General features: G+C 65.1%; 25 protein-coding genes. 15 read left to right on the top strand and 10 right to left on the bottom strand.

The window, feature by feature from the left end; genetic code table 11:
- Nucleotides 1–20: 20 nt before the first annotated feature.
- From KUF59_RS25685 to KUF59_RS25675, 3 genes are read right to left on the bottom strand one after another with little or no spacing between them, the layout of a single operon-like run.
- A complete protein-coding gene (locus KUF59_RS25685; protein WP_212460950.1) occupies nt 21–431 on the bottom strand; it encodes a RidA family protein in 411 nt (136 codons plus the stop codon).
- 22 nt (nt 432–453) lie between these two features.
- Nucleotides 454–645 (bottom strand): hypothetical protein, encoded by a 192-nt coding sequence (locus KUF59_RS25680; RefSeq protein ID WP_212460949.1) that lies wholly within the window; start codon nt 643–645, stop codon nt 454–456.
- A gap of 56 nt (nt 646–701) precedes the next feature.
- Nucleotides 702–1859, bottom strand: a complete 1158-nt coding sequence (locus KUF59_RS25675) for an MFS transporter (protein ID WP_212460948.1) — start codon at nt 1857–1859, stop codon at nt 702–704.
- Between the two features lie 199 nt (nt 1860–2058).
- On the opposite strand from KUF59_RS25675, the gene KUF59_RS25670 reads away from it, so the two are divergent.
- Nucleotides 2059–3318: an adenylate/guanylate cyclase domain-containing protein gene (locus tag KUF59_RS25670; RefSeq protein WP_212460947.1), complete on the top strand. Its 1260-nt coding sequence runs from the start codon at nt 2059–2061 to the stop codon at nt 3316–3318.
- Nucleotides 3319–3418: 100 nt separating this feature from the next.
- Here the strand turns inward: KUF59_RS25670 and KUF59_RS25665 are convergent, their stop codons facing one another.
- On the bottom strand, nt 3419–4663 hold the full coding sequence (locus KUF59_RS25665) for an MFS transporter (RefSeq protein ID WP_212460946.1): 1245 nt from the start codon (nt 4661–4663) through the stop codon (nt 3419–3421).
- A 170-nt stretch (nt 4664–4833) separates the two neighbouring features.
- On the opposite strand from KUF59_RS25665, the gene KUF59_RS25660 reads away from it, so the two are divergent.
- Complete coding sequence (locus tag KUF59_RS25660) at nt 4834–6195, top strand: Nramp family divalent metal transporter (protein WP_212460945.1); 1362 nt, start codon at nt 4834–4836, stop codon at nt 6193–6195.
- A gap of 25 nt (nt 6196–6220) precedes the next feature.
- On the opposite strand, the gene KUF59_RS25655 is transcribed toward KUF59_RS25660, so the two are convergent.
- From KUF59_RS25655 to hemB, 4 genes are all read right to left on the bottom strand, one after another.
- On the bottom strand, nt 6221–6763 hold the full coding sequence (locus KUF59_RS25655) for a hypothetical protein (RefSeq protein ID WP_258767222.1): 543 nt from the start codon (nt 6761–6763) through the stop codon (nt 6221–6223).
- 5 nt (nt 6764–6768) lie between these two features.
- Complete coding sequence (locus KUF59_RS25650) at nt 6769–7545, bottom strand: arginyltransferase (protein WP_212460943.1); 777 nt, start codon at nt 7543–7545, stop codon at nt 6769–6771.
- A 68-nt stretch (nt 7546–7613) separates the two neighbouring features.
- Entirely contained in the window at nt 7614–8141 is a 528-nt protein-coding gene (locus tag KUF59_RS25645; protein ID WP_212460942.1) for an RDD family protein, read from the bottom strand.
- Nucleotides 8142–8368: 227 nt separating this feature from the next.
- A complete protein-coding gene (hemB, locus tag KUF59_RS25640; RefSeq protein WP_212460941.1) occupies nt 8369–9427 on the bottom strand; it encodes a porphobilinogen synthase in 1059 nt (352 codons plus the stop codon).
- 208 nt (nt 9428–9635) lie between these two features.
- On the opposite strand from hemB, the gene KUF59_RS25635 reads away from it, so the two are divergent.
- The 13 genes from KUF59_RS25635 (at nt 9636) to KUF59_RS25575 (ending at nt 20978) form a co-directional block, all read left to right on the top strand.
- Nucleotides 9636–10121 carry a DUF6163 family protein gene (locus tag KUF59_RS25635; protein WP_212460940.1) on the top strand — a complete coding sequence of 162 codons (486 nt, stop codon included), beginning with the start codon at nt 9636–9638 and terminating at the stop codon, nt 10119–10121.
- Between the two features lie 358 nt (nt 10122–10479).
- Nucleotides 10480–10998: a transcriptional regulator LdtR gene (ldtR, locus tag KUF59_RS25630; RefSeq protein ID WP_106952563.1), complete on the top strand. Its 519-nt coding sequence runs from the start codon at nt 10480–10482 to the stop codon at nt 10996–10998.
- Between the two features lie 199 nt (nt 10999–11197).
- Nucleotides 11198–11434, top strand: coding sequence for a hypothetical protein (locus tag KUF59_RS25625; protein WP_212405619.1), 237 nt, complete (start codon nt 11198–11200; stop codon nt 11432–11434).
- A 49-nt stretch (nt 11435–11483) separates the two neighbouring features.
- Nucleotides 11484–11705, top strand: coding sequence for a hypothetical protein (locus KUF59_RS25620; RefSeq protein ID WP_212405620.1), 222 nt, complete (start codon nt 11484–11486; stop codon nt 11703–11705).
- 280 nt (nt 11706–11985) lie between these two features.
- The gene (gene glyA / locus KUF59_RS25615) at nt 11986–13290 is read left to right on the top strand and encodes a serine hydroxymethyltransferase (protein WP_258767221.1); all 1305 of its coding nucleotides are present in this window, start codon (nt 11986–11988) and stop codon (nt 13288–13290) included.
- Between the two features lie 15 nt (nt 13291–13305).
- A complete protein-coding gene (gene nrdR / locus KUF59_RS25610) occupies nt 13306–13788 on the top strand; it encodes a transcriptional regulator NrdR (RefSeq protein ID WP_212460938.1) in 483 nt (160 codons plus the stop codon).
- Nucleotides 13785–14933, top strand: a complete 1149-nt coding sequence (gene ribD / locus KUF59_RS25605; RefSeq protein WP_212460937.1) for a bifunctional diaminohydroxyphosphoribosylaminopyrimidine deaminase/5-amino-6-(5-phosphoribosylamino)uracil reductase RibD — start codon at nt 13785–13787, stop codon at nt 14931–14933. Before nrdR ends, ribD begins: the two co-directional genes overlap by 4 nt.
- Nucleotides 14933–15556: a riboflavin synthase gene (locus KUF59_RS25600; RefSeq protein WP_212460936.1), complete on the top strand. Its 624-nt coding sequence runs from the start codon at nt 14933–14935 to the stop codon at nt 15554–15556. The genes ribD and KUF59_RS25600 overlap by 1 nt, the downstream gene beginning before the upstream one ends.
- A gap of 166 nt (nt 15557–15722) precedes the next feature.
- Nucleotides 15723–16214: a 6,7-dimethyl-8-ribityllumazine synthase gene (gene ribH / locus KUF59_RS25595; RefSeq protein WP_212460935.1), complete on the top strand. Its 492-nt coding sequence runs from the start codon at nt 15723–15725 to the stop codon at nt 16212–16214.
- A gap of 3 nt (nt 16215–16217) precedes the next feature.
- A complete protein-coding gene (gene nusB, locus KUF59_RS25590; RefSeq protein WP_212460934.1) occupies nt 16218–16715 on the top strand; it encodes a transcription antitermination factor NusB in 498 nt (165 codons plus the stop codon).
- 188 nt (nt 16716–16903) lie between these two features.
- On the top strand, nt 16904–17893 hold the full coding sequence (gene thiL, locus KUF59_RS25585) for a thiamine-phosphate kinase (RefSeq protein ID WP_212460933.1): 990 nt from the start codon (nt 16904–16906) through the stop codon (nt 17891–17893).
- A 92-nt stretch (nt 17894–17985) separates the two neighbouring features.
- Nucleotides 17986–18600 (top strand): hypothetical protein, encoded by a 615-nt coding sequence (locus KUF59_RS25580; RefSeq protein WP_212460932.1) that lies wholly within the window; start codon nt 17986–17988, stop codon nt 18598–18600.
- Nucleotides 18601–18863: 263 nt separating this feature from the next.
- Complete coding sequence (locus KUF59_RS25575; RefSeq protein WP_212460931.1) at nt 18864–20978, top strand: sodium-translocating pyrophosphatase; 2115 nt, start codon at nt 18864–18866, stop codon at nt 20976–20978.
- A 171-nt stretch (nt 20979–21149) separates the two neighbouring features.
- Here KUF59_RS25575 and KUF59_RS25570 read toward each other — a convergent pair whose 3' ends face one another.
- Both KUF59_RS25570 and KUF59_RS25565 read right to left on the bottom strand, forming a co-directional pair.
- The gene (locus KUF59_RS25570) at nt 21150–22151 is read right to left on the bottom strand and encodes a Bug family tripartite tricarboxylate transporter substrate binding protein (protein ID WP_212460930.1); all 1002 of its coding nucleotides are present in this window, start codon (nt 22149–22151) and stop codon (nt 21150–21152) included.
- 94 nt (nt 22152–22245) lie between these two features.
- Nucleotides 22246–22731 carry an outer membrane protein assembly factor BamE gene (locus KUF59_RS25565; protein WP_212460929.1) on the bottom strand — a complete coding sequence of 162 codons (486 nt, stop codon included), beginning with the start codon at nt 22729–22731 and terminating at the stop codon, nt 22246–22248.
- Nucleotides 22732–22771: the final 40 nt, after the last annotated feature.

Here is a 22771-nt window from a genome sequence, read left to right as displayed (position 1 = left end):
GCAGGTGGCATTGATCTACTTCACGCCGCCGCGATCGCCTCGATCTCGATCAGGAAGTCGGGGCCGTAGAGTTTGGACACCTCGACCAGCGTGATCGCGGGTGCCGCAACCGGCCTGACGGTCGCAAAGAAGCGGTTGCGCGCCTCGCGATAGACCGCGAGATTGTTCATGTCGGTGAGGAAGACGGTCAGCTTCACGAGGTTCGAGGCATCATAGCCGCGTGCGGTGAGCGCGAGGGAAATGTTGCGAAACACCTGCGCGGCCTGCGCGGCGAAATCGCCCTTGCCGACGACGTTGCCGTCGGCGTCGACAGCGGTCTGGCCGGCCAGGAAGATCATGCGGCCGTGGCTGACCTCGACGATTTGCGAATAGCCGGGCGGCTGGCCGAGCTCGGGCGGGTTGTAACGCGTGATCGGCTCAGGGGCGGCCATCTTCTGTCCTTTCGTCGGCGCGTCAATTCCGCGGCGCCGACACCGGCGGCGAGACGCCGTCCGGCGCCTTCTTCGGCTTCATCGTGCCGGCATAGAATGACAGCAGGAACATCAGCGCCACGGCGGCGAGATAGACGCCATAGGCCTGCGGCGGCGTGGTGGCCCATGAGGCGAAACGTCTGAGAGCGCCGGGCGGATGTGTGTCGTCGGTCATGTCCTGCTTTTGCGCGAAAGCTTGGCGCAAGGAAAGACCAATCTGCGTGTGCGTTCCTACGTCGGCTTGCGTTCCGGATGGATCAGGAACAGCGCGGCCAGCGCGGCAAGGCTGAGCGCCGAGGACACGATCAGCACTTTTGTGCCCATGACATCGATCAGCAGGCCGAACGCGAGAGGCGCTACCGCCTGCGCCATCCGCGCCGGCGCGCCGATGATGCCGAGCCGGTAGCCGTAATCCTTCGGCCCGAAGATCGAGAGCGGCAGCGTTCCCCGCGCGATGGTCAAAACGCCGTTGCCGGAGCCGTGGAGGAGCGCAAAGGCGCTGGCCCCGGCCGCGCCGAACACGGCGAGCACGGCCGCTCCGATCGGATGGGTGATGCAGGCGAGCCGCGTCGACCATAGCGGATGGAAGCGGCTGAGAAAGCTCGCCTCGAGCACCCGCGCGCCGACCTGCGCCGGGCCGATCAGCGCGCCGGCCGCGATCGCCTCCACGGGCGTAGCGCCGGCGGCTTCGAGAATGCGCGGGAAGTGCACGGCCATCGCGCCGGTGACGGTCCAGGCGGCGGCGAAGACGAAGGCCAAAAGGATCATGGTGCGGTCGAGCGGAATGTGCGGCTTGACGGCGGTCGCCGCCGCCTCCTTCGCACCCTTGACCTTCGGCAGCATCAAGAGATTGAGCGGCAGGCCGATCAGGATGTGCGCGGCGGCCCAGGCAAAGCAGGTCTCGCGCCAGCCGATATGCGACAGGCCCCAGGCCGTCAGCGGCCAGCCGACCGTCGAGGCAAATCCCGCCATCAGCGTGATGCCGGTGATCGCACCGCGCGCATTGACGCCGTAGATCCGCCCGAGCGCCGCGAAGGCGGCATCGTACAGGCCGAGCGCCATGCCGATGCCGAGGATCAGCCAGGCGATCGACATCACGGCGACGTGTTGCGAGAGGCCGAGCAGCACCAGACCGGCGGCAATCGTCAGGTTCGAGGCGCATAGCACCTGCCGCCCGCCGACCAGATCGATCTGCCGTCCGATGCGCGGGCCCAGCATCGCCGAGATCACCAGTGAGGCCGAGAATGCGCCAAAAATCCAGTTCGAGGAGATGCCGAGATCGTGGGCGATTGGATCCGCAAGGATCGCGGGCAGATAATAGCTGGAGGCCCAGGCCAGGGTCTGCGTCGTGCCGAGCGCCAAAATGATCGGAAGCTGTCGCTGGCTCATCGCTTGGCGTGCTTCCGCGGTCTGTTCTTTGCGCTTCTGGTCGGCGGCGACATCATTAACCGGCTTTTGCATCCGCCGTGCAGGGCACGTCAACACCGGGCTTGGCATATTCGACCTGCAACGGCCGGGATGCTCGGCGTGACGTGGAGCCGAGCCGGCTCTGCCTTTCGCCGGTCACGAAGGCACGGCATAATGGCGTATGCAACTGAACTCCCGCATCGACCTGATGAACTGGCTGACCGGCCAGGGCCTCACGGGCCTTCCTGAACCCGAGCTGCTACGCGGCTTCTGCGAGCGCTGCTGCGCCGAAGGGCTCGATCTGTCGCGTGGCCTCGTCGTCATCGATACGCTGCATCCGATCTATGAGGGCCGCGCCTTTCGCTGGAGCGACGTGCCGACCAATGAGAGCGACGTCGTCGAATACGGCTCGACGGCGGAGGGTGACGCGGCCAAGAACTGGCGCCGCTCGGTGTTCTTCCATCTGCTCGAGCATGGCGAGGACGAGATGCTGATCGATCTCGCCGGTCACGAGAAGCTCAACTTCTCGCAGATCGGCGATCTCGCCGAGAAGGGGCACCGTCATTTCCTCGCCTTTGTGCATCGGTTCGGCGAGACCGGTGCGCTCGGCCAGATGGACTGCCTGTATTCCTACTGGACGACGCGGCGCGACAGTGGATTTACGGAAGGCGAGCTCGCGGCGCTGCGCGATCTCATTCCGGTGCTGGGGCTCGCCATCAAGTCGGCGCAACAGGTCGACATTGCGCGCACGCTCGGCCGCGTCTATCTCGGACGTGATGCGTCCGAGCAGGTCTTGCGTGGGCGCATCTCGCGCGGCGTTACCGAGCGCATCAATGCAGTGCTCTGGTATTCGGACCTGCGCGGCTCGACCGGGATCAGCGAAAGCATTGGTCCCGACGAGATCATCCCGTTCCTCAACGACTACGCGCAAGCCGTGATCGATGCGATCCACGACGCCGGCGGCGACGTGCTGAAGCTGATCGGCGACGGTGTGCTGGCGATGTTCACCGGCGAGGACATGATGGCGTCGCGCCGTGCGGCACTGCGCGCCGAGCGTCTGTTCCGCAAGAACGTGGTCGCGCTGAACGCCCGGCGGACTGCCGACGGCCGTCCCGTCACGTCGGCCTATATCGGCCTGCATGTCGGCGAGGTCTTTTACGGAAATATCGGCAGCGAGGACCGGCTGGACTTTACGGTGGTCGGTCCGACAGTGAACGAGGTCAGCCGCATCGCCTCGATGAGCCGCTCGGTCGATCGCGAGCTGCTGGCGTCGGCAGAATTCTACATGGGCCTGGACGCCACTGGCCGCCGCTACCTCGTCTCCACCGGACGCTACGCGCTGCGCGGCATCGGCCGCGCGCAGGACCTCTACACGCTCGATCCTGACATCGACACCAGCGAGCCGGTGACGGGGAGTTACGAGCGGTATCTGGCGGGATAGCTACGCTGTTTCCCCGTCATTGCGAGCGCAGCGAAGCAATCCAGGCTGTCTCCGCAGAAAGAATCTGGATTGCTTCGCTGCGCTCGCAATGACGATGGGGCTAGCAGCGCACCGCCGCACCATCCTCCACCATCGCCGGCTGACGATCCAGCGCGACCGCCGGCGAGAGCCAGATCACCAGCGCCTGTACGCCAAAAATCGCCGCGGCAAGATAGAGGCACGCTTCCGCACTGTAGAACCCGCCGACGATCGCGCCGAGCGCCGAGCCGAGCGGGCGTGCGCCATAGCTCATGATGTTGATGGCGGAGACGCGGCCGAGCAGGCGGGGCGGCGTCACCGATTGGCGCAAGGTCGTGGTCGAGATCACCCAGAGGATCGGGCCGACGCCGAGCAGGAAGAAGCTCAAGCCCGCAAGCCACGGCGTCGGCACCAGCACCGTCAGCGCCATCACCAGCGCGGCGATGAAGCCGGTCACAGGTCCAAGCCCGACCACGGTGCCGAAGGCGACGCGGCGCATCACGCGGGTCGCAAGCAGCGCGCCGATCACCATGCCGACGCCGTACATCGTCAGCACCACGCCGACGCCGGTCGCCGACAGGCCGAGATGGCGCACGGCATAGGGCACGAACACGGCGAGCTGGAGGAACCAGCCGGTGTTGAAGATGAACTGGGTGATGAACACGGACTTGAGCAGCGCGTGATGGAAGACGAAGGCGGCGCCTTCCCGGATCTCCTGCAGCGGATGCCGGCGCGGCGTCGCAGCCCGTTCGGGCTCGTAGATGCCTCTGAGCAGCACGACCGCGATGGCCGAGAGCACGGCCGCGAAGCCGAAGGCCGGGCTGGCGCCGAACCAGCCGACCAGCGCGCCGCCGAGCGCGGGCCCGCTCGCAAACGCGATCGTGCGTGCAAGTTCGATCCGCGCGTTCGCGGCCGGAAGGAGCTCCGGTCCGACCAGCGCGGGCACCAGGGCCGGCGCGGCGACGCTGTAGACCACGGTGCCGCAGACCGCGGCAAAGCCGAGCAGGGCGAGCAGGGGCAGGTTCAGCGCACCCGTTGCGACCAGGAGCACGATTGAAGCCAGGGCGGCGGCTCGCAGCGCCTCGGCGCCCGCCATCAGGGAGCGGCGCGACATCCGGTCAGCGAGCAGGCCTGCGGGGATTGCGAACAGCACGAAGGGCAAGGTGAGGGCGGTCTGGAGCAGGCCGCTGGCGCCCTCGGCGACGCCGAGGGTGAGCACGGCGACGATGGGAGCGGCCGCGAGCGCAATCTGCTCGGCCGATTGGGCCGCGAGGTTGGACCAGGCGAGGCGGTTGAATGTCGCCGGGAGGGTGGGGCTGGTTGACATGGCTCATTTCCTGAAAGCGCGATTTGGCGGCAGTATCGGCCTACGAGGACCGCCAAACCCACCCGCTTCCCGACAAGGCGGGGCAGAACGGCTCCCGCGACGGGAACCGACCCGGCTAGATGCAGTTGCAAATGAGTTGCAATAAGAACCGAGTTCGGTATTCTCAGCGCATGGATGCCCGATCGCCTGATTTGACCCCCGACGCTCTCTCCTCCGCCGGCTGGCGCGCCGATGCGCCGCACACCAAAAGCTTGGCCGAGGTCAACGCTACCATCGCCGTCCCCCTGGCGGGACGCTGGTGGCGCCGGCTGCTGGCCTTTGTCGGGCCGGGCTACCTCGTCTCGGTCGGCTACATGGACCCCGGCAACTGGGCGACCGACCTCGCGGGCGGATCGAAGTTCGGCTACACGCTGCTCTCGGTCATCCTGCTCTCGAACCTGATGGCGATCCTGTTGCAGTCGCTTGCCGCGCGGCTGGGCATCGTCACCGACCGCGACCTGGCGCAGGCCTGCCGGGCGACCTATTCGCCGGCGGTCAACTTCATGCTGTGGCTCGCCTGCGAGGCGGCGATCATCGCCTGCGACCTCGCCGAGGTGATCGGCACCGCGATCGCACTAAAGCTGCTGTTCGGCATTCCGTTGATCGGCGGCGCGCTGATCGCAGCGCTCGATGCCTTCCTGCTGCTGATCCTGATGAACCGCGGCTTTCGTTTTCTCGAAGCTTTCGTCATCGCGCTGTTGGTCGTGATCGCGGTCTGCTTTACGATCCAGATCGCCGCCGCCGCGCCGCCGGTTGCCGCCGTGCTGAGAGGTTTCGTGCCGTCGACCGAAATCTTCACCAATCACGAGATGCTCTACATCGCGATCGGCATCATCGGCGCGACGGTGATGCCGCATAATCTCTACCTGCATTCCTCGATCGTGCAGACGCGCGCCTATCAGCGCAACGACGAGGGCCGGCGCGAAGCGATCAAATGGGCGACCACCGACTCCACCGTGGCGCTGATGCTGGCGCTGTTCATCAACGCCGCAATTCTCGTGGTGGCGGCCGCGACCTTCCACAACAGCGGCCATGCGGACGTCGCCGAGATCGGTCAGGCCTTTGAGCTGCTCTCGCCGCTGCTCGGCCTCGGCATCGCGTCGACGCTGTTCGCGGTGGCGCTGCTCGCCTCCGGACTCAATTCGACCGTGACGGCGACGCTTGCCGGCCAGATCGTGATGGAAGGCTTTCTCGACCTGCGCCTGCCGAGCTGGGCGCGGCGCCTCTTGACCCGCGGCATCGCCATCGTCCCGGTGATCATCGTCACCGCGATCTATGGCGAGCGTGGTACCGCCGATCTCCTGGTGTTCAGCCAAGTCATCCTCTCGATGCAGTTGCCGTTCGCGGTCATCCCGCTGGTGCGGTTCGTGTCCGACCGGCGCAAGATGGGCCAGTTCGTCATTCCGGCCTCAGTCGCCGCGATTGCCTGGATTGTGGCCGCGGTGATCGTGGTTTTGAACGTGAAGCTGCTGATCGATACGATATTTGGGTGAGGCGGCTAACACTCGCCCAATTCAGCTAGCACAGCCCGCTCATGTGCCTGAACTTCCAGAGCGACGGTACACCTTGCGGATTGGCCTTTGGCACGTAACCCCGCAGCGTGGTCTTCGGTCCCTTCAGCTTGAATTCCTCGATGCCGCACGATGTCGGACCCTCGTACACGCTCACCGCGACGTAGTAGAACTCGGGCAGGACCTTCTCGATTTTGACTTCGGATTCGATGTCGGAATTTGGCTGTTTCCAAGAATAGATGATTTTTCGTCCGGGTTCTGGCTTGTCGAACAACGGAATGTCCGGCGCGAACAGGTCCGCGAATTCGCCAACCTTGCTGGCCTGCTGACCGTAGTCCTTGAGAAACGTGAGGACCTTCGCAGGTGCAGGCGTGGCCGCGACGCAGCGTCCGTAGTACTCCTTGAAGTCGGCACCGCAGGCGTAGGCAGAGGCGCTCGTCATCAAAGCCAGGAAGAGCGATGCGACCACAGCCCGCGATCTGAAATCCCTGGTGCGCGGATACGCAACCGTTGCAGGTTCGACGCTGCGTGCAGCGCCACGCAATGGCATTGTCCTCAGTCCTGCGGCTCGGACGCCGTGTCGCCCTGGGCGTCGATGCGCAGCCAGCCGGAGGGGGCGAGGCGCTGCTGCGGCAGGAAGCGGGCCTTGTAGTCCATCTTCCGCGAGCCATCGATCCAGTAGCCGAGATAGACGTAGGGCAGGCCCTGGCGCCGCGCGCGTGCGATATGGTCGAGGATCATGAAGGTGCCGAGCGAGCGGGTTTCCTGCGACGGGTCGAAGAACGAATAGACCATCGACAGGCCGTCGCTGAGCACGTCGGTCAGCGCCACCGCCAGTAGCTCTTCGCCGTGGCCGGTGATGCCGCTGTCGGGACCGCGTCGGCGGTACTCGATGATGCGGGTCTCGACATGGCTGTCCTCGACCATCATGGCGTAGTCGAGCACGGTCATGTCGGCCATGCCGCCGTGGCGATGGCGGGCATCGAGATAGGCGCGGAATACCGAATATTGTTCTGAGGTCGGCACGGCGCTGCGCTGGTCGCCGATAACGTCGGCGTTGCGCGCCATGACCTTGCGGAAGTTGCGAGAGGGGCGGAACTCGTTGGCGACCACCCGGACCGAGACGCAAGCCCGGCACTGGTCGCAGGCGGGGCGGTAGGCGATCGACTGGCTGCGGCGGAACCCGCCATGGGTCAGGAGGTCGTTGAGGTCGCCGGCGCGCTCACCCACGAGGTGCGTAAACACCTTGCGCTCATGTCGGCCCGGCAAATAGGGGCAAGGCGACGGCGCCGTGAGGTAAAATTGGGGTGTGTCGCGCGAGTGTTGGGTCAAGGGACGTCGTGGGCCTCCGAAACGGTCATCAGCATCGCGCCACGCGGGCCCCCGGTCAATCGGTTAGCTCAGTATGGCCGAGCAGTCTGAGGAACTGGTGAACGGACCGAATTATTGATCACGACCGTTCCCAGCACGATGTCGTGCAGCAGGCGCCGGCGGCCGTTGAACAGGCCGACCAGCACCACGAAGGGCGTCAGGAACGAGACCGACACCCAGAACAGCACCGCGTGCATGGCGCCGAGCACGAAGTAGCCGGGCGCGCCGTACCAGGTGCGCAACTCCAGGTCCATCACCCGCATTCCGATCGTTGCCGAATGCGGGCCGCCGATGCAGGCGCCGTAATAGACGATGGCCCAGATCACCGAGGCGGGCCAGGCGAGCCAGAACAGCATCCAGCCGAGCGTGAGCGTGATGATGCCGAACACGAAGATGAAGATGTAGCCGAGTACGATCGGGACGGTGATCACGATGCAGTCGATCAGGAAGGCGAACACCCGCCGCGTCGCCACGCCGCGGAACAGTTCCGGCTGGAGGTACGGGTCATAGGCGTGCTGCGGCGCGCCGCCAAAATTGCCCTGATCCGAATAAGACATCGTCCGTCCTCCCAAGGGGAAACTCCCGTGGAGCACATGGGAAGGGGCGATCCCCGTGCCAAGAGCGCGGGGATTACCAAGCGGAAATATTCGGGCGATTCGAGGGCTGTGTGTTGCGTTGTCATTCCGGGATGGTGCGCAGCACCAGACCTCAGATGCGCAATTGCGCGTCGGGGAATCTCGAGATTCCGGGTTCGATGCTGCGCATCGCCCCGGAATGACTGCAACTAGGCTTGCGCCCTGATCTTTTCCGCCGCCTTCGGCGCAAAATAGGTCAGCACGCCGTCGGCGCCGGCGCGCTTGAATGCGAGCAGGCTCTCCATCATGGCGCGCTCGCCGTCGAGCCAGCCATTGTTGGCGGCGGCCGCGATCATCGCGTATTCGCCCGACACCTGGTAGGCGAAGGTCGGCATCGCAAACCTGTCCTTCACGCGACGGACGACGTCGAGATAGGGCATGCCCGGCTTCACCATCACCATGTCGGCACCCTCGGCGATGTCGAGCTCGACCTCGCGCAGAGCTTCGTCGGTGTTGGCGCTGTCCATCTGATAGGTGCGCTTGTCGCCGGTGAGCGTCTTGGCCGAGCCGATGGCGTCGCGGAACGGGCCGTAGAAGGCGGAGGCGTACTTTGCCGCATAGGCCATGATCTGCACGTCAAGGAGCCCTGCGCGATCCAGCCCCTCGCGGATGGCGCCAACGCGGCCGTCCATCATGTCGGAGGGAGCGATGATGTCGCAGCCGGCTTCGGCCTGCACCAAGGCCTGGCGCACCAGCACCGCAACCGTCTCGTCGTTCAAAATCTTGCCATCGGTGATCAGGCCGTCATGGCCGTGGCTCGTGAACGGATCGAGTGCGACGTCGCAGAGGATGCCGATGTCGGGGAATTCCGTCTTGATCGCGCGCACCGCCTTGCAGACGAGGTTGTCGGGGTTGGTCGCTTCCGAACCCCCTTCGTCGCGCAGGGACGGATCGGTGTAGGGAAACAGCGCGATGCAGGGGATCGAGAGTTTTTGCGCGCGCTCGGCTTCGCGCACCGCCTGGTCGACGCTGAGCCGGTCGACGCCGGGCATGGAGGCAACCGCCTCGCGCTTGTTGTTGCCGTCGATCAGGAACAGCGGCCAGATCAGATCGTCGGTCGTGAGCACGTTCTCGCGCACCATGCGGCGCGCCCATTCGGCCTTGCGGTTGCGGCGCGGACGGATCGTCAGGTCCAGGGCGGGGGTAGCCTGGGCGCCGGTGCGCGCCACCTCGCGCAATTCGATCGGACGCCCGTATTTGATCGCCATTTCAGCAGTCTCCCGGCGCGATGATCTCATCGCGCTTTAGGTCATGTTTGAGCGTGATCTTTTCGGAAAACCGCTGCACACTTTTCCGGATCACGCTTCTAGAACTATTCTTATACCAGCTCGCATAGTTCCCGTCACCGCGGCTTGACCTGCCGCAATTAGCTGGGAGCCGATTGATTTTGCGGGGCGAAGCGGCCAGAAGGGAACGATGTCCGAGACCACGACCCGCGACGCCGCCCGCGACAATTCCAGGGACAACGCCCGGGACAATGCCATGTCGGTGGCCGCCATCTCATCCGAGCGCCCCGAGTCCGACGAGAACGTCTGGACGCGGCGCCTGGTGCTGTTCCTGCGCGTGATGGCGCTGCTCTCGATTCTCAAGGGCCTCTATCACTGGGCGCAGGTCACCGGCTTCGTCGGCGGCGAGGACGACGCGTTCGAGAACCAGTCGATGGCCTGGCAGGCGGCGACCGTCTACTTCGCGGTGATCGAGCTTGTCGCCGCCGTCGGTCTTTGGCTCGCTACGCCCTGGGGCGCCGTGGTGTGGCTGACCACGGTCGTGTCGATGGCGGTGATCGAGCTGATGTTCCCCGGCATCTATGGCGGCAGCCTCGTCGTCGTGGGGGTCGAGGCCTTCATGCTCGCCGCCTACCTCGCGCTCGCCTGGATGGCCGCGCGCGAACGCCCGCCATAGCGTCACTTCACATCCGTTTGGTTGACCGTTGGTTGCGTAAAATTTGGCGTAACTTTTCGCTCACCTTGCGCTTCCGGCCACAAGCGTTACGCGCCCGTTTCCAAACGGGACGGGGCTGTTTTGGAATGCGACACCTGGCGCGGACGGATGGTGAACAGGATATGGCCACCGTCAACAGAGAGTTGCGAAAAGCCCTTTTGGCACAGGCTTAATCTGCAATTCACTGTCCTAAATTCATGATCTCTTTATTCTCTTATTTAAGCGGATCTTCAAACGGCTCCCCTTAAGTTGCAGCTATCAGGCGGGACACAAGTTTCGTCGAATAAGTGTCGATAAAAACGACAACAGGGGAAGTGTCATGATGAAAGCCGTCGCAACCGCGGCAGATACCGCCGAGCGCGTTTCCGGCCAGCAGGGCTCGGTGCAGTCGCTCTATCTGGAAGCTTTGACTCTGGTGGAGCGGCTGCATCGCCGCTTGCTCGACGTCATCAAGGATGAATTCGATCGTCGCGGCCGCGCCGACATCAACTCGGTGCAGGCGCTGCTGCTCTACAACATCGGCGACAAGGAGCTGACCGCGGGTGAGCTGCGCACGCGCGGTTACTATCTCGGCTCCAACGTGTCCTACAATCTGAAGAAGCTGGTCGAGCTCGGCTTCCTCGATCATCAGCGCTCGCGCGTTGATCGTCGCTCGGTGCGCATCCGCCTGACCCCGCAGGGCCAGGAAGTCCGCCGCATCGTCGACACGCTCTACCAGAAGCACGTCAAGACGGTGGAGCAGGTCGGTGGCATCTCCGGCGAGGAGTTCTCCACGCTGAACAAGTCGCTGCACCGTCTCGAGCGGTTCTGGACCGATCAGATCCTGTATCGTCTCTGAGTTTCCTAGAAAGGGATTTGGTCAAGCCGGCCCCATAACAAGACCGGCAACCGTCCCGATTTGAGAGACTTCCCCGATCGCGCCGGCCCGGCTTGCCCGGACCGGTGCGTTTTGTTGTTCGCACTTGCGAAAAAAAGCCCGTCCCTAACAGGAACTTGTTCCGCTCCTCTGACTTATCAGTCCGGAGTGGAGGCAAGCGATGCTGGTCGAGCGCGGGTTGCAGGTATTGAACGTTGAAGTGGTGAGCGATGCCTATGCCATCGCCGCCAACTATCTGCGCCGCAGCGGCGCGCTTCCCGACACGCTCGCAACCGACGATCGCCTGCTGAAGATCATCGTGCAGATGTTCCAGCACGGCGAATTCAACCGGATCAGGCTCGCCAACAAGGCGATCGCCAAGTTCGAGGCCATGCTCGAGGCCAGCGTACTTGCCTGATCAAAGTCCCCAAAACCACGATCAAGATCACGATCAATTCGAGGATGCCATGGAAGCCGCCATCGACCGCATCATGCAGACCTATGACCTGCTCGCCAACCGCACCGCCGCGGCGAGCGCCGAGGCCCGCGCCAAGGTGACGGACTACCTCAACACGTTGATAGAAGCGGGCGAAAAGGACACGCACAGGTTGACGGTGTGCGGCCTGACCTATCTGCGCCAGCTCGACGGCTCCGTGGACCCGGTGAAGGCGGGGTATACCGGGCTGTGAGGAGGGGCGGCGAAGCTCCCCCGGCAGCCCGGGGAATCCCCCCGGGCGGGCCCTTTTCGTTCTGAGTTGACGGCACCGGCCAGGGAGCCGGCACGCGTGGTGCCGTAGGTTTGCGGGTCGCAAAAACCCCCAATCCCCACCATATCTTGCACAATCGTCCGCCCGGACCCGCAAATGCTTGGCCGGGGCGGGGCGATGTGGTAGATCGCGCCTGCTTCCGACCGCCACACCAGACCGACCGTAGCCCGCCAAAAGGCTGCGGCGGTGGAGATATTCGCCGATGACTTCGTCCTCCGCCAAGACCGCCTCTGCCCCTGATACGTTTTTCTCGGCCACCCTCGGCCAGGCCGATCCGGAGATCGCCGCCGCCATCAAGGGCGAGCTCGGCCGTCAGCGTCATGAGATCGAGCTGATCGCCTCCGAAAACATCGTCAGCCGGGCCGTGCTGGAAGCGCAGGGTTCGGTGATGACCAACAAATATGCGGAGGGTTATCCGGGCGCGCGTTACTATGGCGGTTGCGAGTGGGTCGACGTTGCCGAGAACCTGGCGATCGATCGCGCCAAAAAGCTGTTCGGCGCCAACTTCGCCAACGTGCAGCCGAACTCCGGCAGCCAGATGAACCAGGCGGTGTTCTTGGCGCTGCTGCAGCCCGGCGACACCTTCATGGGTCTTGACCTCGCCGCCGGCGGCCATCTTACCCATGGCTCGCCCGTCAACATGAGCGGCAAGTGGTTCAAGGCCGCGCACTACACCGTGCGCCGCGAGGATCAGATCATCGACATGGACGCGGTCGCCAAGCAGGCCGAGGAGGTCAAGCCGAAGCTGATCATCGCCGGCGGCTCGGCCTATTCGCGTGCCTGGGACTTCAAGCGCTTTCGCGAGATCGCCGACAGCGTCGGCGCCTACCTGCTGGTCGACATGGCGCATTTCGCGGGCCTCGTCGCCGGTGGCGTGCATGCCTCGCCCGTGCCGTACGCTCACGTCACCACCACCACGACGCACAAGTCGCTGCGCGGTCCGCGCGGCGGCCTGATCCTCAGCAATGACGAGGTGCTCGCCAAGAAGCTCAACTCGGCGATCTTCCCGGGCCTGCAAGGCGGCCCGCTGATGCACGTGATCGCCGCGAAGGCGGTGGCCTTTGGCGAGGCGTTGCGTCCGGACTTCAAGGTGTATGCGAAGAACATCGTCGAGAACGCCAAGGCGCTGGCCGAGACGCTGAAGGGCCACGGCTTCGACATCGTCTCCGGCGGCACCGACAACCACCTGATGCTGGTCGACCTCAGGCCGAAGGGCCTGAAGGGCAACGTGTCGGAGAAGGCGCTGGTCCGCGCCGCCATCACCTGCAACAAGAACGGCATCCCCTTCGATCCGGAAAAGCCCTTCGTCACCTCCGGTCTGCGTCTCGGCACGCCGGCGGCGACGACCCGCGGCTTTGGCGTTGCCGAATTCCAGCAGGTCGGCGGCATGATCGCCGAGGTGCTGAACGCGATCGCGCAGTCCGACGATGGCAAGGCGCCGCTGGTCGAAGCCGCGATCAAGGAACGGGTCAAGGCGCTTACCGATCGGTTCCCGATCTATCAGTAAAGCTGGGTCAAACGGATGCGCTGTCCGAACTGCAACAGTCTCGATACGCAGGTAAAGGACTCGCGTCCGACCGAGGACTCGGCCGTGATCCGCAGGCGGCGCGTGTGCGTCGCCTGCAATTTCCGCTTCACGACCTTCGAGCGCGTGCAGCTCCGCGAGCTCACCGTGATCAAGCGCAACGGCCGCCGCGTCCCGTTCGACCGCGACAAGCTGATGCGCTCGGTGCAGATCAGCTTGCGCAAGCGCCAGGTCGAGCCGGAGCGGGTGGAGAAGATGGTCTCCACCATCGTGCGCGAGCTCGAAACCGGCGGTGAGGCCGAGATCTCCTCGGAGGTGATCGGCGAGACCGTAATGGAGCATCTGCGCACGCTCGACGACGTCGCCTATGTGCGCTTCGCCTCCGTCTACCGGAATTTCCGCGAAGCCAAGGACTTTGCCGAGGTGCTCGGCGAGCTCTCCGGCGAGGACGAAGCGCGGCTCGCGACGATACGCAAATGATCTTCCGCATCCTGGAAGATCAGCTCGCGCAGAAGGCGAAAAATTCCAAAGAGGCTGATCGCCGTTTCATGCAGCTCGCGCTGACCCTTGGGCGGCGCGGGCAGGGACGCACCTGGCCGAACCCGGCTGTCGGCGCCGTCGTCGTCAAGGACGGCGTAATCGTCGGCCGCGGCTGGACCCAACCGGGCGGCCGCCCGCATGCCGAGCCCGAGGCGTTGCGGCGGGCGGGTGAGGCGGCGCGCGGTGCCACGCTCTATGTCACGCTCGAGCCCTGCTCGCATGTCGGCAAGTCGCCGCCTTGTGCGGACGCTGTGATCGCGGCGGGCATCAAGCGCGTGGTCGCGGCGATCGAGGATCCCAATCCGCAAGTCGCCGGGCAGGGCCATGCGCGGCTGCGCGCCGCCGGCATCGCGGTCGATGTCGGTCTGTGCGCGGCGGAAGCCGCCTTCGACCATGCCGGCCATTTCCGCCGCATCCGTGACAGGCGCCCGCATGTGATCCTCAAGCTTGCGGTCTCGCCCGACGGCAAGATCGGGGCCGCCGGCGGCAAGCCGGTCGCCATCACGGGCGAGGCGGTGAGGGAGCGCGTGCATCTGCTCCGCGCGCAGAGCGATGCGATCCTGGTCGGCATCGGCACGGTGCTGGCGGATGATCCGGTTCTCACCTGCCGCCTGCCGGGCATGGCGGCGCGCTCGCCGGTACGCGTGGTGCTCGACCGCAGCCTGCGGATTCCGGCGACCAGCAAGCTCATTCACTCCGCGCGCGAAACGCCGCTCTGGCTGGTTGGCTCGGAGCTTGCGGAGGCCGCCAGCGCGACGCGCCTCGGCGCGGCCGGTGTGCAGGTTCTTCGCGCGCCGCCCGGCAACGGATTTGGGCTCGATCTGCCGGCCGTGCTGAAGCTGCTGGCGGAGAAGGGCATCACGCGGCTGATGGTCGAAGGCGGTGGCCGCGTGGCCTCGTCCTTCGTCGCCGCCGATCTCGTCGACGAGGTCTGGCTGTTCCGCGGGGCGGAAGCCATCGGACCCGGCGGCGTCGATGCGCTCGATGCATTGCCCCTGTCGAAAATCACGCAGTCGCAGGCCTTCAAGGTTCATGCTAGCGAAACATTCGGCAAGGATACTCTCACCGTTTACGAGCGCGCCTGATGTTCACCGGCATTGTCACCGATATTGGCGAAATCGTCAGCCTGACACCGACGGCGCAGGGCCAGTTGCACCGCCTGCGCATCGCGTGCCGCTACGATCGTGCCACCATTGCCGACGGCGCCTCGATCGCCTGCAACGGCGTCTGCCTCACGGTGGTAGCCTCCGGCGTCGAGGGCAGCAAGGATTCTGCTCAAAGAACTTGGTTCGACGTCGATACGGCGGCCGAAACGCTGGCGCTGACCACGGCGAAGCACTGGAAGGTCGGCACGCGGCTCAACCTCGAGCGCGCGCTCAAGATCGGCGACGAACTCGGCGGCCACATCGTCGCCGGCCATGCCGATGGGATCGCGACCATCGCGAGCCGTGACGATTTGCCTGACATGGCACGGTTCGAGCTCAAGACCACGCGGGAGCTGGCGCGCTTCATCGCGACCAAGGGCTCGATCACGCTCGACGGCGTGTCACTGACCGTCAATACGGTGACGGACGTCACCTTCTCGGTGCTGATCATCCCGCACACGCTTGGTGTGACGACCATCGGCGACTGGCGTGCCGGTGCAGAGGTTAATATCGAGGTCGATCTGATGGCCCGGTATGCGGCCCGGCTGACGGAAATGAAATGACGGCGTAGCCGTCATTCCGGGGCGATGCGAAGCATCGAACCCGGAATCTCGAGATTCCGGGTTCGGCTCTGCGAGCCGCCCCGGAATGACGGTATTCTTAGAACTTGGCTTACCCGCCTGCGGCGACTACATACGCGCCGGTACGAGAGTAGAAACGGATTGAACGATGGCAGACGCGCGGCGCGCACCCCTGAAGGACCAGACCGACATCTCCGGCGCGCGCGCCCTGATCGTCGAAGCGCGCTTCTATGACGACCTCCAGGATGCGCTTCTGGAGGGCGCGGTCGCCGAGCTGAAGGCGGCCGGTCTCACGCATGACGTGATCACGGTTCCCGGTGCGCTTGAGATTCCGGCGGCGGTGGCGATCGCGGTCGATGCGGCCGCAACCAGCAGCAAGCCTTATGAGGCGGTGATTGCGCTCGGCTGCGTGATCCGCGGCGACACCATCCATTTCGAGATCGTCTCGCAGGAGTCCTCCCGCGCACTGATGGATCTCGCGGTGGCGCGCAAGCTGCCGCTCGGCAACGGCATCCTCACCGTCAACAATGAGGAGCAGGCCTGGGCGCGGGCGCGCGCAAGCGAGCTCAACAAGGGCGGCGATGCCGCTCGTGCCGCGATTGCGATGCTGCGCATCAAGCGCCGCCTGGCGCGGGCCTGAGCCATGGCCGACACCAGCAAAAAGCAGCCTGCGGGCGCCGAGAAGAAAGCGAACCGGCGCGGCGCTGCGCGGCTTGCTGCGGTGCAGGCCCTCTATCAGATGGACATCGCGGGCGCCGGCATCAACGATATCTTCGCCGAATTCGAGAGCCACTGGCTCGGCAACGAGGTCGAGGGCGAAAAGTACCTGCCGGCGGAAGCGGCCTTCTTCCGGGACATCGTCTCGGGCGTGGTGCGCGACCAGAAGAAGCTCGATCCGATCATCGACGAGGCGCTGTCGAAGGGCTGGCCGTTGAAGCGGATCGAGGCGATCCTGCGCGCGGTGCTGCGCGCCGGGTCGTACGAACTGGAGCACCGCAAGGACGTGCCGGGCCGCGTCGTGGTGTCCGAATATGTCGACGTCGCCAACGCTTTCGTGGATCGCGAGGAGACCGGCATGGTCAACGCGGTGCTCGACCAGATCGGCCGCCATTTTCGCGGCGACGCGTTCGGGCGGGGGTAGGAGTAGGACGAGACAATGACTCTCGCCGTAGCTGTCATCCACGCGCAATGGCGAAGCCATTGTCGCTGGAGGTGCCGTAGCGAAGCGGAGGCCTCGAAGGACGACGGCGTGACGCTGAGGCTGCACCTTGGCCGTGCATCCTTCGAGGCTCGCAAGAGCTCGCACCTCAGGATGACGGGTCTGCTATCGTGACGCAGGACAACAAGCAGGTCTCCGGTGAAGACTCTCTCATCGCGCGCTATTTCAAGCCGCTGGCGACCGATCCCGGTGCGTTCGGTCTCGTCGATGACGCGGCGGTCCTGAAGGCGCAAGGCGAGGACATCGTCGTGACCACCGATGCCGTGGTCGAAGGTGTTCATTATCTCGCCGACGATCCGCCCGAGACCATCGCGCGCAAGGCGCTGCGGGTGAACCTGTCCGATCTCGCTGCCAAAGGCGCTGTGCCCGCCGGCTTCGTGCTGACGCTGGCGTTGCGCAAGGCCGAGGATGCATGGCTACGGCCGTTTGCCGATGCGCTGGGCGAGGACGCGAAGAGTTTTGCATGTCCCTTGCTCGGCGGCGACACCGTCTCGACGCCTGGTCCGCAGATGATCTCGATCACGGCTTTCGGCCGCGTGCCTGCAGGGCGCATGGTCGGCCGTGTCGGCGCGAAGCCGGGTGACCGCATCATGGTCACGGGCACGATCGGCGACGCTGCCCTCGGTCTCGATATCCGCAGGGGCGGCGCAGTTGCAGCCGCGCTTGCGGGCGATCGGGTTGCGCAGGACGAATTGATCGGGCGCTACCACGTTCCGCGTCCGCGCAACGCCTTGGCGAAAGCGGTGCGTGCGCATGCGAATGCCGCAATGGACGTGTCCGACGGCTTGGCCGGCGATCTCGCCAAGCTCTGTGCAGCTTCCGGCGTGAGCGCCGTGATCGAGGCGGCGCGGATTCCGATCTCGCCCGCTGCCGCGCGCGCCGCCGTTGCCATTGAGAAACTGGTGGCGGGCGGCGACGACTACGAAATCCTCTGTACCGTTCCGCAAGACCACATCGCGGCGCTGATCGAAGAGGCCGCTCGGGTGGGAGTTCCGATCGCAGAGATCGGTACCGTGACCGCCGGGCGCGAACAGCCGCGCCTGATCGACGCGCAAGGCGCCGACATTGTGCTGTCGCGCCTGTCCTACAGCCATTTCTGACGGGCCGCGCACCTCAGGCGCGACATCGATCCCTCTGGCCTTTTCCTGATGTCGGGTACTATTGGCAATCGAAATTGACGGATTCGATTCGCATGTCGACGGCTGATTCCATCGCGGTCCGTCCGGCCGCCACCGTTGTTCCCGGCCGGGAATGCGGAAGCTGCACGTTGTGCTGCAAAGTCTACGACGTCGCCGAGATCAGCAAGGTCGCGGGCAAGTGGTGCTCAAAGTGCAAGCCCGGGCGAGGCTGCACGATTCACGATAGCCTTCCCCGCCAATGTGCTGACTTCAATTGCTTGTGGCGGACCGATGCGGAGATGCCGCCGCAGTGGAAGCCTGATCAGGCGAAGATGGTGGTGACCATCCATCCGAAGACGGAAAACATTATGGTCAGGGTCGATCCGGGCCTTCCATCGGCCTGGCAGCGGCAGCCCTATTACGGTCACCTGCGGCAGTGGTCGCGGAACAACCTGCCGAAGGGGTGGTACGTCCTCGTCTTCGTCAACGAATTGGCGACGCTCGTGCTGCCGGACCAGGACTTGCCGATCGGACCGCTGGCGGGCGACCAGACGATCTCGCTGCGGCACGAGCCCGGTCCCAATGGCGGCATCTACGAGGTCAAGGTCTCGACCACGAGGACGACTCCCGACGGGCAGACGTTTGAGATCGCCTCCACCTCGCGTCATCAGGTGCGGCCGGCGGCCTGACCGGGGCGAAGGAACTATAGCTCCTGCGGTTTCGGTAGCGACCTGACGCAATTTCCGCGAACCGGGCACCTACGACCTAAATCGGTGCCGAAATCGACGATTTCCACGCTTCCGGCGTTGCACGGGCATTGCGATTTTGGCAAGGTCCCCGCCGATTTAGGATCACCCCTTTTGGGCAGGGGCGGTCCTGTTTTAAGGCGCCGAACCGTCACAGCGGGAAAAAAGGCGTCGGGGGTACATCAAGGATCTGAGGCAAAATTCACATGACAGCATTGTGGTTGATCGTGCTCTGCGGAGTGCTTTCCATCGTTTACGCGATCTGGGCGACGTCTTCGGTGTTGAAGGCGGATGCGGGTAGTCCGCGTATGCAGGAGATCGCGGGAGCGGTCCGCGAAGGTGCGCAGGCCTATCTGCGGCGCCAGTACACGACGATCGGCCTCGTCGGCATCGTCATCTTCGTCGTGGTCGCCTACTTGCTCGGCATCTACGTCGCCATCGGCTTCGCCATCGGCGCCATCCTGTCGGGCGCAGCCGGCTTCATCGGCATGAACGTCTCGGTCCGCGCCAACGTGCGCACGGCCCAGGCCGCGACGACCTCGCTGGCCGGCGGTCTCGAACTGGCCTTCAAGGCCGGCGCCATCACCGGCCTGCTGGTCGCAGGCCTCGCGCTGCTCGGCGTCACCCTCTATTTCGGCTTCCTGGTCTATTCGCTGAAGCTGGCGCCCGACAGCCGCACCGTGGTCGACGCCATGGTGGCGCTCGGCTTCGGCGCCTCGCTGATCTCGATCTTCGCGCGTCTTGGCGGCGGCATCTTCACCAAGGGTGCTGACGTCGGCGGCGACCTCGTCGGCAAGGTCGAGGCCGGCATTCCCGAGGACGATCCGCGCAACCCGGCCACCATCGCCGACAACGTCGGCGACAACGTCGGCGACTGCGCCGGCATGGCCGCCGACCTGTTCGAGACCTATGCGGTGACCGCGGTCGCCACCATGGTGCTGGCCGCGATCTTCTTCGCCAAGACGCAGATCCTGACCAGCATGATGACGCTGCCGCTCGCCATCGGCGGCATCTGCATCATCACCTCGATCATCGGCACCTTCTTCGTGAAGCTCGGGGCGAGCCAGTCCATCATGGGCGCGCTGTACAAGGGCCTGATCGCCACCGGCGTCCTGTCGCTGGTCGGCATCGCCGGCGTGATCTACTACCTGATCGGCTTCGGCAAGCTCGAGGGCGCCGACTTCACCGGCATGGCGCTGTTCGAGTGCGGCGTGGTCGGCCTCCTCGTCACCGCGCTGATCATCTGGATCACCGAGTACTACACCGGCACCGACTATCGTCCGGTGAAGTCGATTGCCGCGGCTTCGGTGACCGGTCACGGCACCAACGTGATCCAGGGTCTCGCCATCTCGATGGAGGCGACCGCGCTGCCCGCGATCGTCATCATCGCCGGCATCCTCGTCACCTATAGCCTTGCCGGCCTGTTCGGCATCGCGATCGCGACCGCCACCATGCTGGCGCTGGCCGGCATGATCGTCGCGCTCGACGCCTTCGGCCCGGTCACCGACAACGCCGGCGGCATCGCCGAAATGGCGGGCCTGCCGAAGGAAGTGCGTAAGTCGACCGACGCGCTCGACGCGGTCGGCAACACCACCAAGGCGGTGACCAAGGGCTACGCGATCGGCTCCGCCGGTCTCGGCGCGCTGGTGCTGTTTGCGGCCTACAACCAGGACCTCAAGTTCTTCATCGCCAACAAGAACGCCTACTTCGCCGGCGTCAATCCGGACTTCTCGCTCAACAATCCCTACGTCGTTGTGGGCCTGTTGTTCGGTGGTCTCTTGCCGTACCTGTTCGGCGCAATGGGCATGACGGCCGTGGGCCGTGCTGCCGGTGCGATCGTGGAAGAGGTGCGTCGCCAGTTCCGCGAGAAGCCGGGCATCATGCAGGGCACCGACAAGCCAGACTACGGCAAGGCGGTCGACCTGCTGACCCGCGCGGCGATCAAGGAGATGATCATCCCGTCGCTGCTCCCGGTGCTGTCGCCGATCGTCGTCTACTTCCTGATCTACGCGATCGCGGGCGGCGGCGCGGCCGGTAAGTCGGCGGCGTTCTCGGCCGTCGGCGCCATGCTGCTCGGCGTGATCGTGACCGGTCTGTTCGTCGCGATCTCGATGACCTCGGGCGGCGGCGCCTGGGACAACGCCAAGAAGTACATCGAGGACGGTCACTACGGCGGCAAGGGCTCTGATGCCCACAAATCGGCCGTCACCGGCGACACCGTCGGCGATCCCTACAAGGACACGGCCGGCCCCGCGGTGAACCCGATGATCAAGATCACCAACATCGTGGCCTTGCTGCTGCTGGCGATCCTCGCGCACTGAGCGGCGCAACCGGCACAAAGCGAAACCCCGCGGCGCGAGCCGCGGGGTTTTTGTTTCCCGTCGTCATTCCGGGGCGGCTCGAAGAGCCGAACCCGGAATCTCGAGATTCTCAGGTGCGCAATTGCGCACCAGAGTTCGATGCTTCGCATCGCCCCGGAATGACGCTGCGCGTCACTGCACGTCCATCTGCAGGCCTTCCTTCTGGATGATGCCTGCGAACTTCTTCGTCTCGGCATCGACGAAATCGGAAAACTGCTGCGGCGTGCCGTAGTCGGCGCGGGCGCCCATCGAGGCGATGTTCTTCTTGATGTCGTCGCGCTCGAGCAGCGCCTTGACCTGGAGGTTCAGCGCCTCGACCACCGCTGCCGGCGCGCTCTTCGGCAGGAAGACGCCGAACCAGGACGAGACGTCGAAATTCGCAAGCTCCGGCGCGCTCTCGCGCATGGTGGGCAGGTTCGGCGCGGACTCGCTGCGCTCGGTCGTGGTGACGCAGAGGCCGTTGAGCGTGCCGTTCTGCACCTGCGGCAGGCTCGGAAACAAATTGTCGAACAGGATCTGGATGTCGCCGGCGAGCGCAGCCTGCAGCGCGGGGCCCGCACCGCGGAACGGAATATGCGTCATCTTCAGGCCGGTGAGCTGGAGGAACCAGGCGCCGGTGAGGTGAGGGCTCTGGCCGACGCCGGAGGAGGCGTAGCTCAACTTGTCAGGGTTGGCCTTCAAGAACGCGATCAGCTCGGGGATCGATTTGATGCCCGTCTTCGGGTGCGCCGAGACGATGTTGGGAATCCGGATCATGTTGGAGACCGGCTGAAGCTGGTCCGCCTTGTAGCTGAGGTTCTTGAAGATGCTGTAGGCGATCGCGTTCGGTCCGGGATTGCCGACCAGGATGGTATGGCCGTCGCCCTTGGCGCGGATCGCCTCTGCGGTGCCGATGGTGCCGCCGCCGCCCGAGCGGTTCTCCACGATTGCCGACTGGCCCCAGGCCGTTTGCAGATGGGCTGCGAGCAGGCGCCCCATGACGTCGGTCGAGCCGCCGGCGGCCGCCGGCACGATCAGGCGCACATTCTCGGTGGGCTTCCAATCCGCCAGGCTCGCGCGGGGCAGGATCGCTGCCGTCGATAAAGTCGCGGCACCTGCAAGCACGCGGCGTCGGGAAAACAATTTTTTGGTCACGAATCCACTCCCTGCTTCTTGTTTTGCAGGGAGCGTAGGGAAGGCAGCGCGCGCGGGCAAGTCATGCGCGGCGGCACGACGCCGCAGGGAAGCCTCAGTTAAAGCTGAGCAGCTTGAACAGCGGCGTGAGGTAGTTGAGCTCCTGGCCCGATGTCGGCGTGGTGCGGCTGACGGTGTCGAAGATGCGGCCGTCCTGCATCGTGTAATTTGCGAGCCGGCGGACGCGGCGGTTCTTGTCGAAATAGATCGCGATCACGCGCTGGTCGACGACCTTCTGGTTCATGAAGGCCACGGTCCGCTCGGAGCGCTGCGAGATGTAGTAGAAGACTTCGCCGTCCAGCGTCGCAACTGTGGAGGGCGTGCCCATCACGATCAGCACCTGATCCTGGCTCGCGCCGATCGGAATCTGCTCCAGCGCGCCCGGGGGCAGGATGTAGCCCTTCTGGAATTGCTCGCCGGTGCAGGCGGCCAGCGCCACGCTGACGAGGGCTGCGGCCGCAACCGCGCGCAAGCTGCGCCAACGCGCATGAAGGCCGCGCGGCCTGGCTCCGCGGAGGCTGGTCTGGCTCAAATCGGTCATTCCTGGAACTATCCCGTCCCCTTGCGTCGCGCGAGGCGCT

It is taken from the genome of Bradyrhizobium arachidis (assembly GCF_024758505.1).
In the GTDB taxonomy this organism is placed as follows: Bacteria; Pseudomonadota; Alphaproteobacteria; order Rhizobiales; family Xanthobacteraceae; genus Bradyrhizobium; species Bradyrhizobium manausense_C.
Note: the sequence above shows the minus strand (reverse complement) of the source record. Positions and strands in the feature narration are given on the sequence as shown.

What these genes read in the sequence shown, in the direction of transcription:
- KUF59_RS25685 (WP_212460950.1), bottom strand. Translation starts at nt 431, where the DNA reads ATGGCCGCCCCTGAGCCGATCACGCGTTACAACCCGCCCGAGCTCGGC.
- KUF59_RS25680 (WP_212460949.1), bottom strand. Translation starts at nt 645, where the DNA reads ATGACCGACGACACACATCCGCCCGGCGCTCTCAGACGTTTCGCCTCA.
- KUF59_RS25675 (WP_212460948.1), bottom strand. Translation starts at nt 1,859, where the DNA reads ATGAGCCAGCGACAGCTTCCGATCATTTTGGCGCTCGGCACGACGCAG.
- KUF59_RS25670 (WP_212460947.1), top strand. Translation starts at nt 2,059, where the DNA reads ATGCAACTGAACTCCCGCATCGACCTGATGAACTGGCTGACCGGCCAG.
- KUF59_RS25665 (WP_212460946.1), bottom strand. Translation starts at nt 4,663, where the DNA reads ATGTCAACCAGCCCCACCCTCCCGGCGACATTCAACCGCCTCGCCTGG.
- KUF59_RS25660 (WP_212460945.1), top strand. Translation starts at nt 4,834, where the DNA reads ATGGATGCCCGATCGCCTGATTTGACCCCCGACGCTCTCTCCTCCGCC.
- KUF59_RS25655 (WP_258767222.1), bottom strand. Translation starts at nt 6,763, where the DNA reads ATGCCATTGCGTGGCGCTGCACGCAGCGTCGAACCTGCAACGGTTGCG.
- KUF59_RS25645 (WP_212460942.1), bottom strand. Translation starts at nt 8,141, where the DNA reads ATGTCTTATTCGGATCAGGGCAATTTTGGCGGCGCGCCGCAGCACGCC.
- hemB (WP_212460941.1), bottom strand. Translation starts at nt 9,427, where the DNA reads ATGGCGATCAAATACGGGCGTCCGATCGAATTGCGCGAGGTGGCGCGC.
- KUF59_RS25635 (WP_212460940.1), top strand. Translation starts at nt 9,636, where the DNA reads ATGTCCGAGACCACGACCCGCGACGCCGCCCGCGACAATTCCAGGGAC.
- ldtR (WP_106952563.1), top strand. Translation starts at nt 10,480, where the DNA reads ATGATGAAAGCCGTCGCAACCGCGGCAGATACCGCCGAGCGCGTTTCC.
- KUF59_RS25625 (WP_212405619.1), top strand. Translation starts at nt 11,198, where the DNA reads ATGCTGGTCGAGCGCGGGTTGCAGGTATTGAACGTTGAAGTGGTGAGC.
- KUF59_RS25620 (WP_212405620.1), top strand. Translation starts at nt 11,484, where the DNA reads ATGGAAGCCGCCATCGACCGCATCATGCAGACCTATGACCTGCTCGCC.
- glyA (WP_258767221.1), top strand. Translation starts at nt 11,986, where the DNA reads ATGACTTCGTCCTCCGCCAAGACCGCCTCTGCCCCTGATACGTTTTTC.
- nrdR (WP_212460938.1), top strand. Translation starts at nt 13,306, where the DNA reads ATGCGCTGTCCGAACTGCAACAGTCTCGATACGCAGGTAAAGGACTCG.
- ribD (WP_212460937.1), top strand. Translation starts at nt 13,785, where the DNA reads ATGATCTTCCGCATCCTGGAAGATCAGCTCGCGCAGAAGGCGAAAAAT.
- KUF59_RS25600 (WP_212460936.1), top strand. Translation starts at nt 14,933, where the DNA reads ATGTTCACCGGCATTGTCACCGATATTGGCGAAATCGTCAGCCTGACA.
- ribH (WP_212460935.1), top strand. Translation starts at nt 15,723, where the DNA reads ATGGCAGACGCGCGGCGCGCACCCCTGAAGGACCAGACCGACATCTCC.
- nusB (WP_212460934.1), top strand. Translation starts at nt 16,218, where the DNA reads ATGGCCGACACCAGCAAAAAGCAGCCTGCGGGCGCCGAGAAGAAAGCG.
- KUF59_RS25580 (WP_212460932.1), top strand. Translation starts at nt 17,986, where the DNA reads ATGTCGACGGCTGATTCCATCGCGGTCCGTCCGGCCGCCACCGTTGTT.
- KUF59_RS25575 (WP_212460931.1), top strand. Translation starts at nt 18,864, where the DNA reads ATGACAGCATTGTGGTTGATCGTGCTCTGCGGAGTGCTTTCCATCGTT.
- KUF59_RS25565 (WP_212460929.1), bottom strand. Translation starts at nt 22,731, where the DNA reads ATGACCGATTTGAGCCAGACCAGCCTCCGCGGAGCCAGGCCGCGCGGC.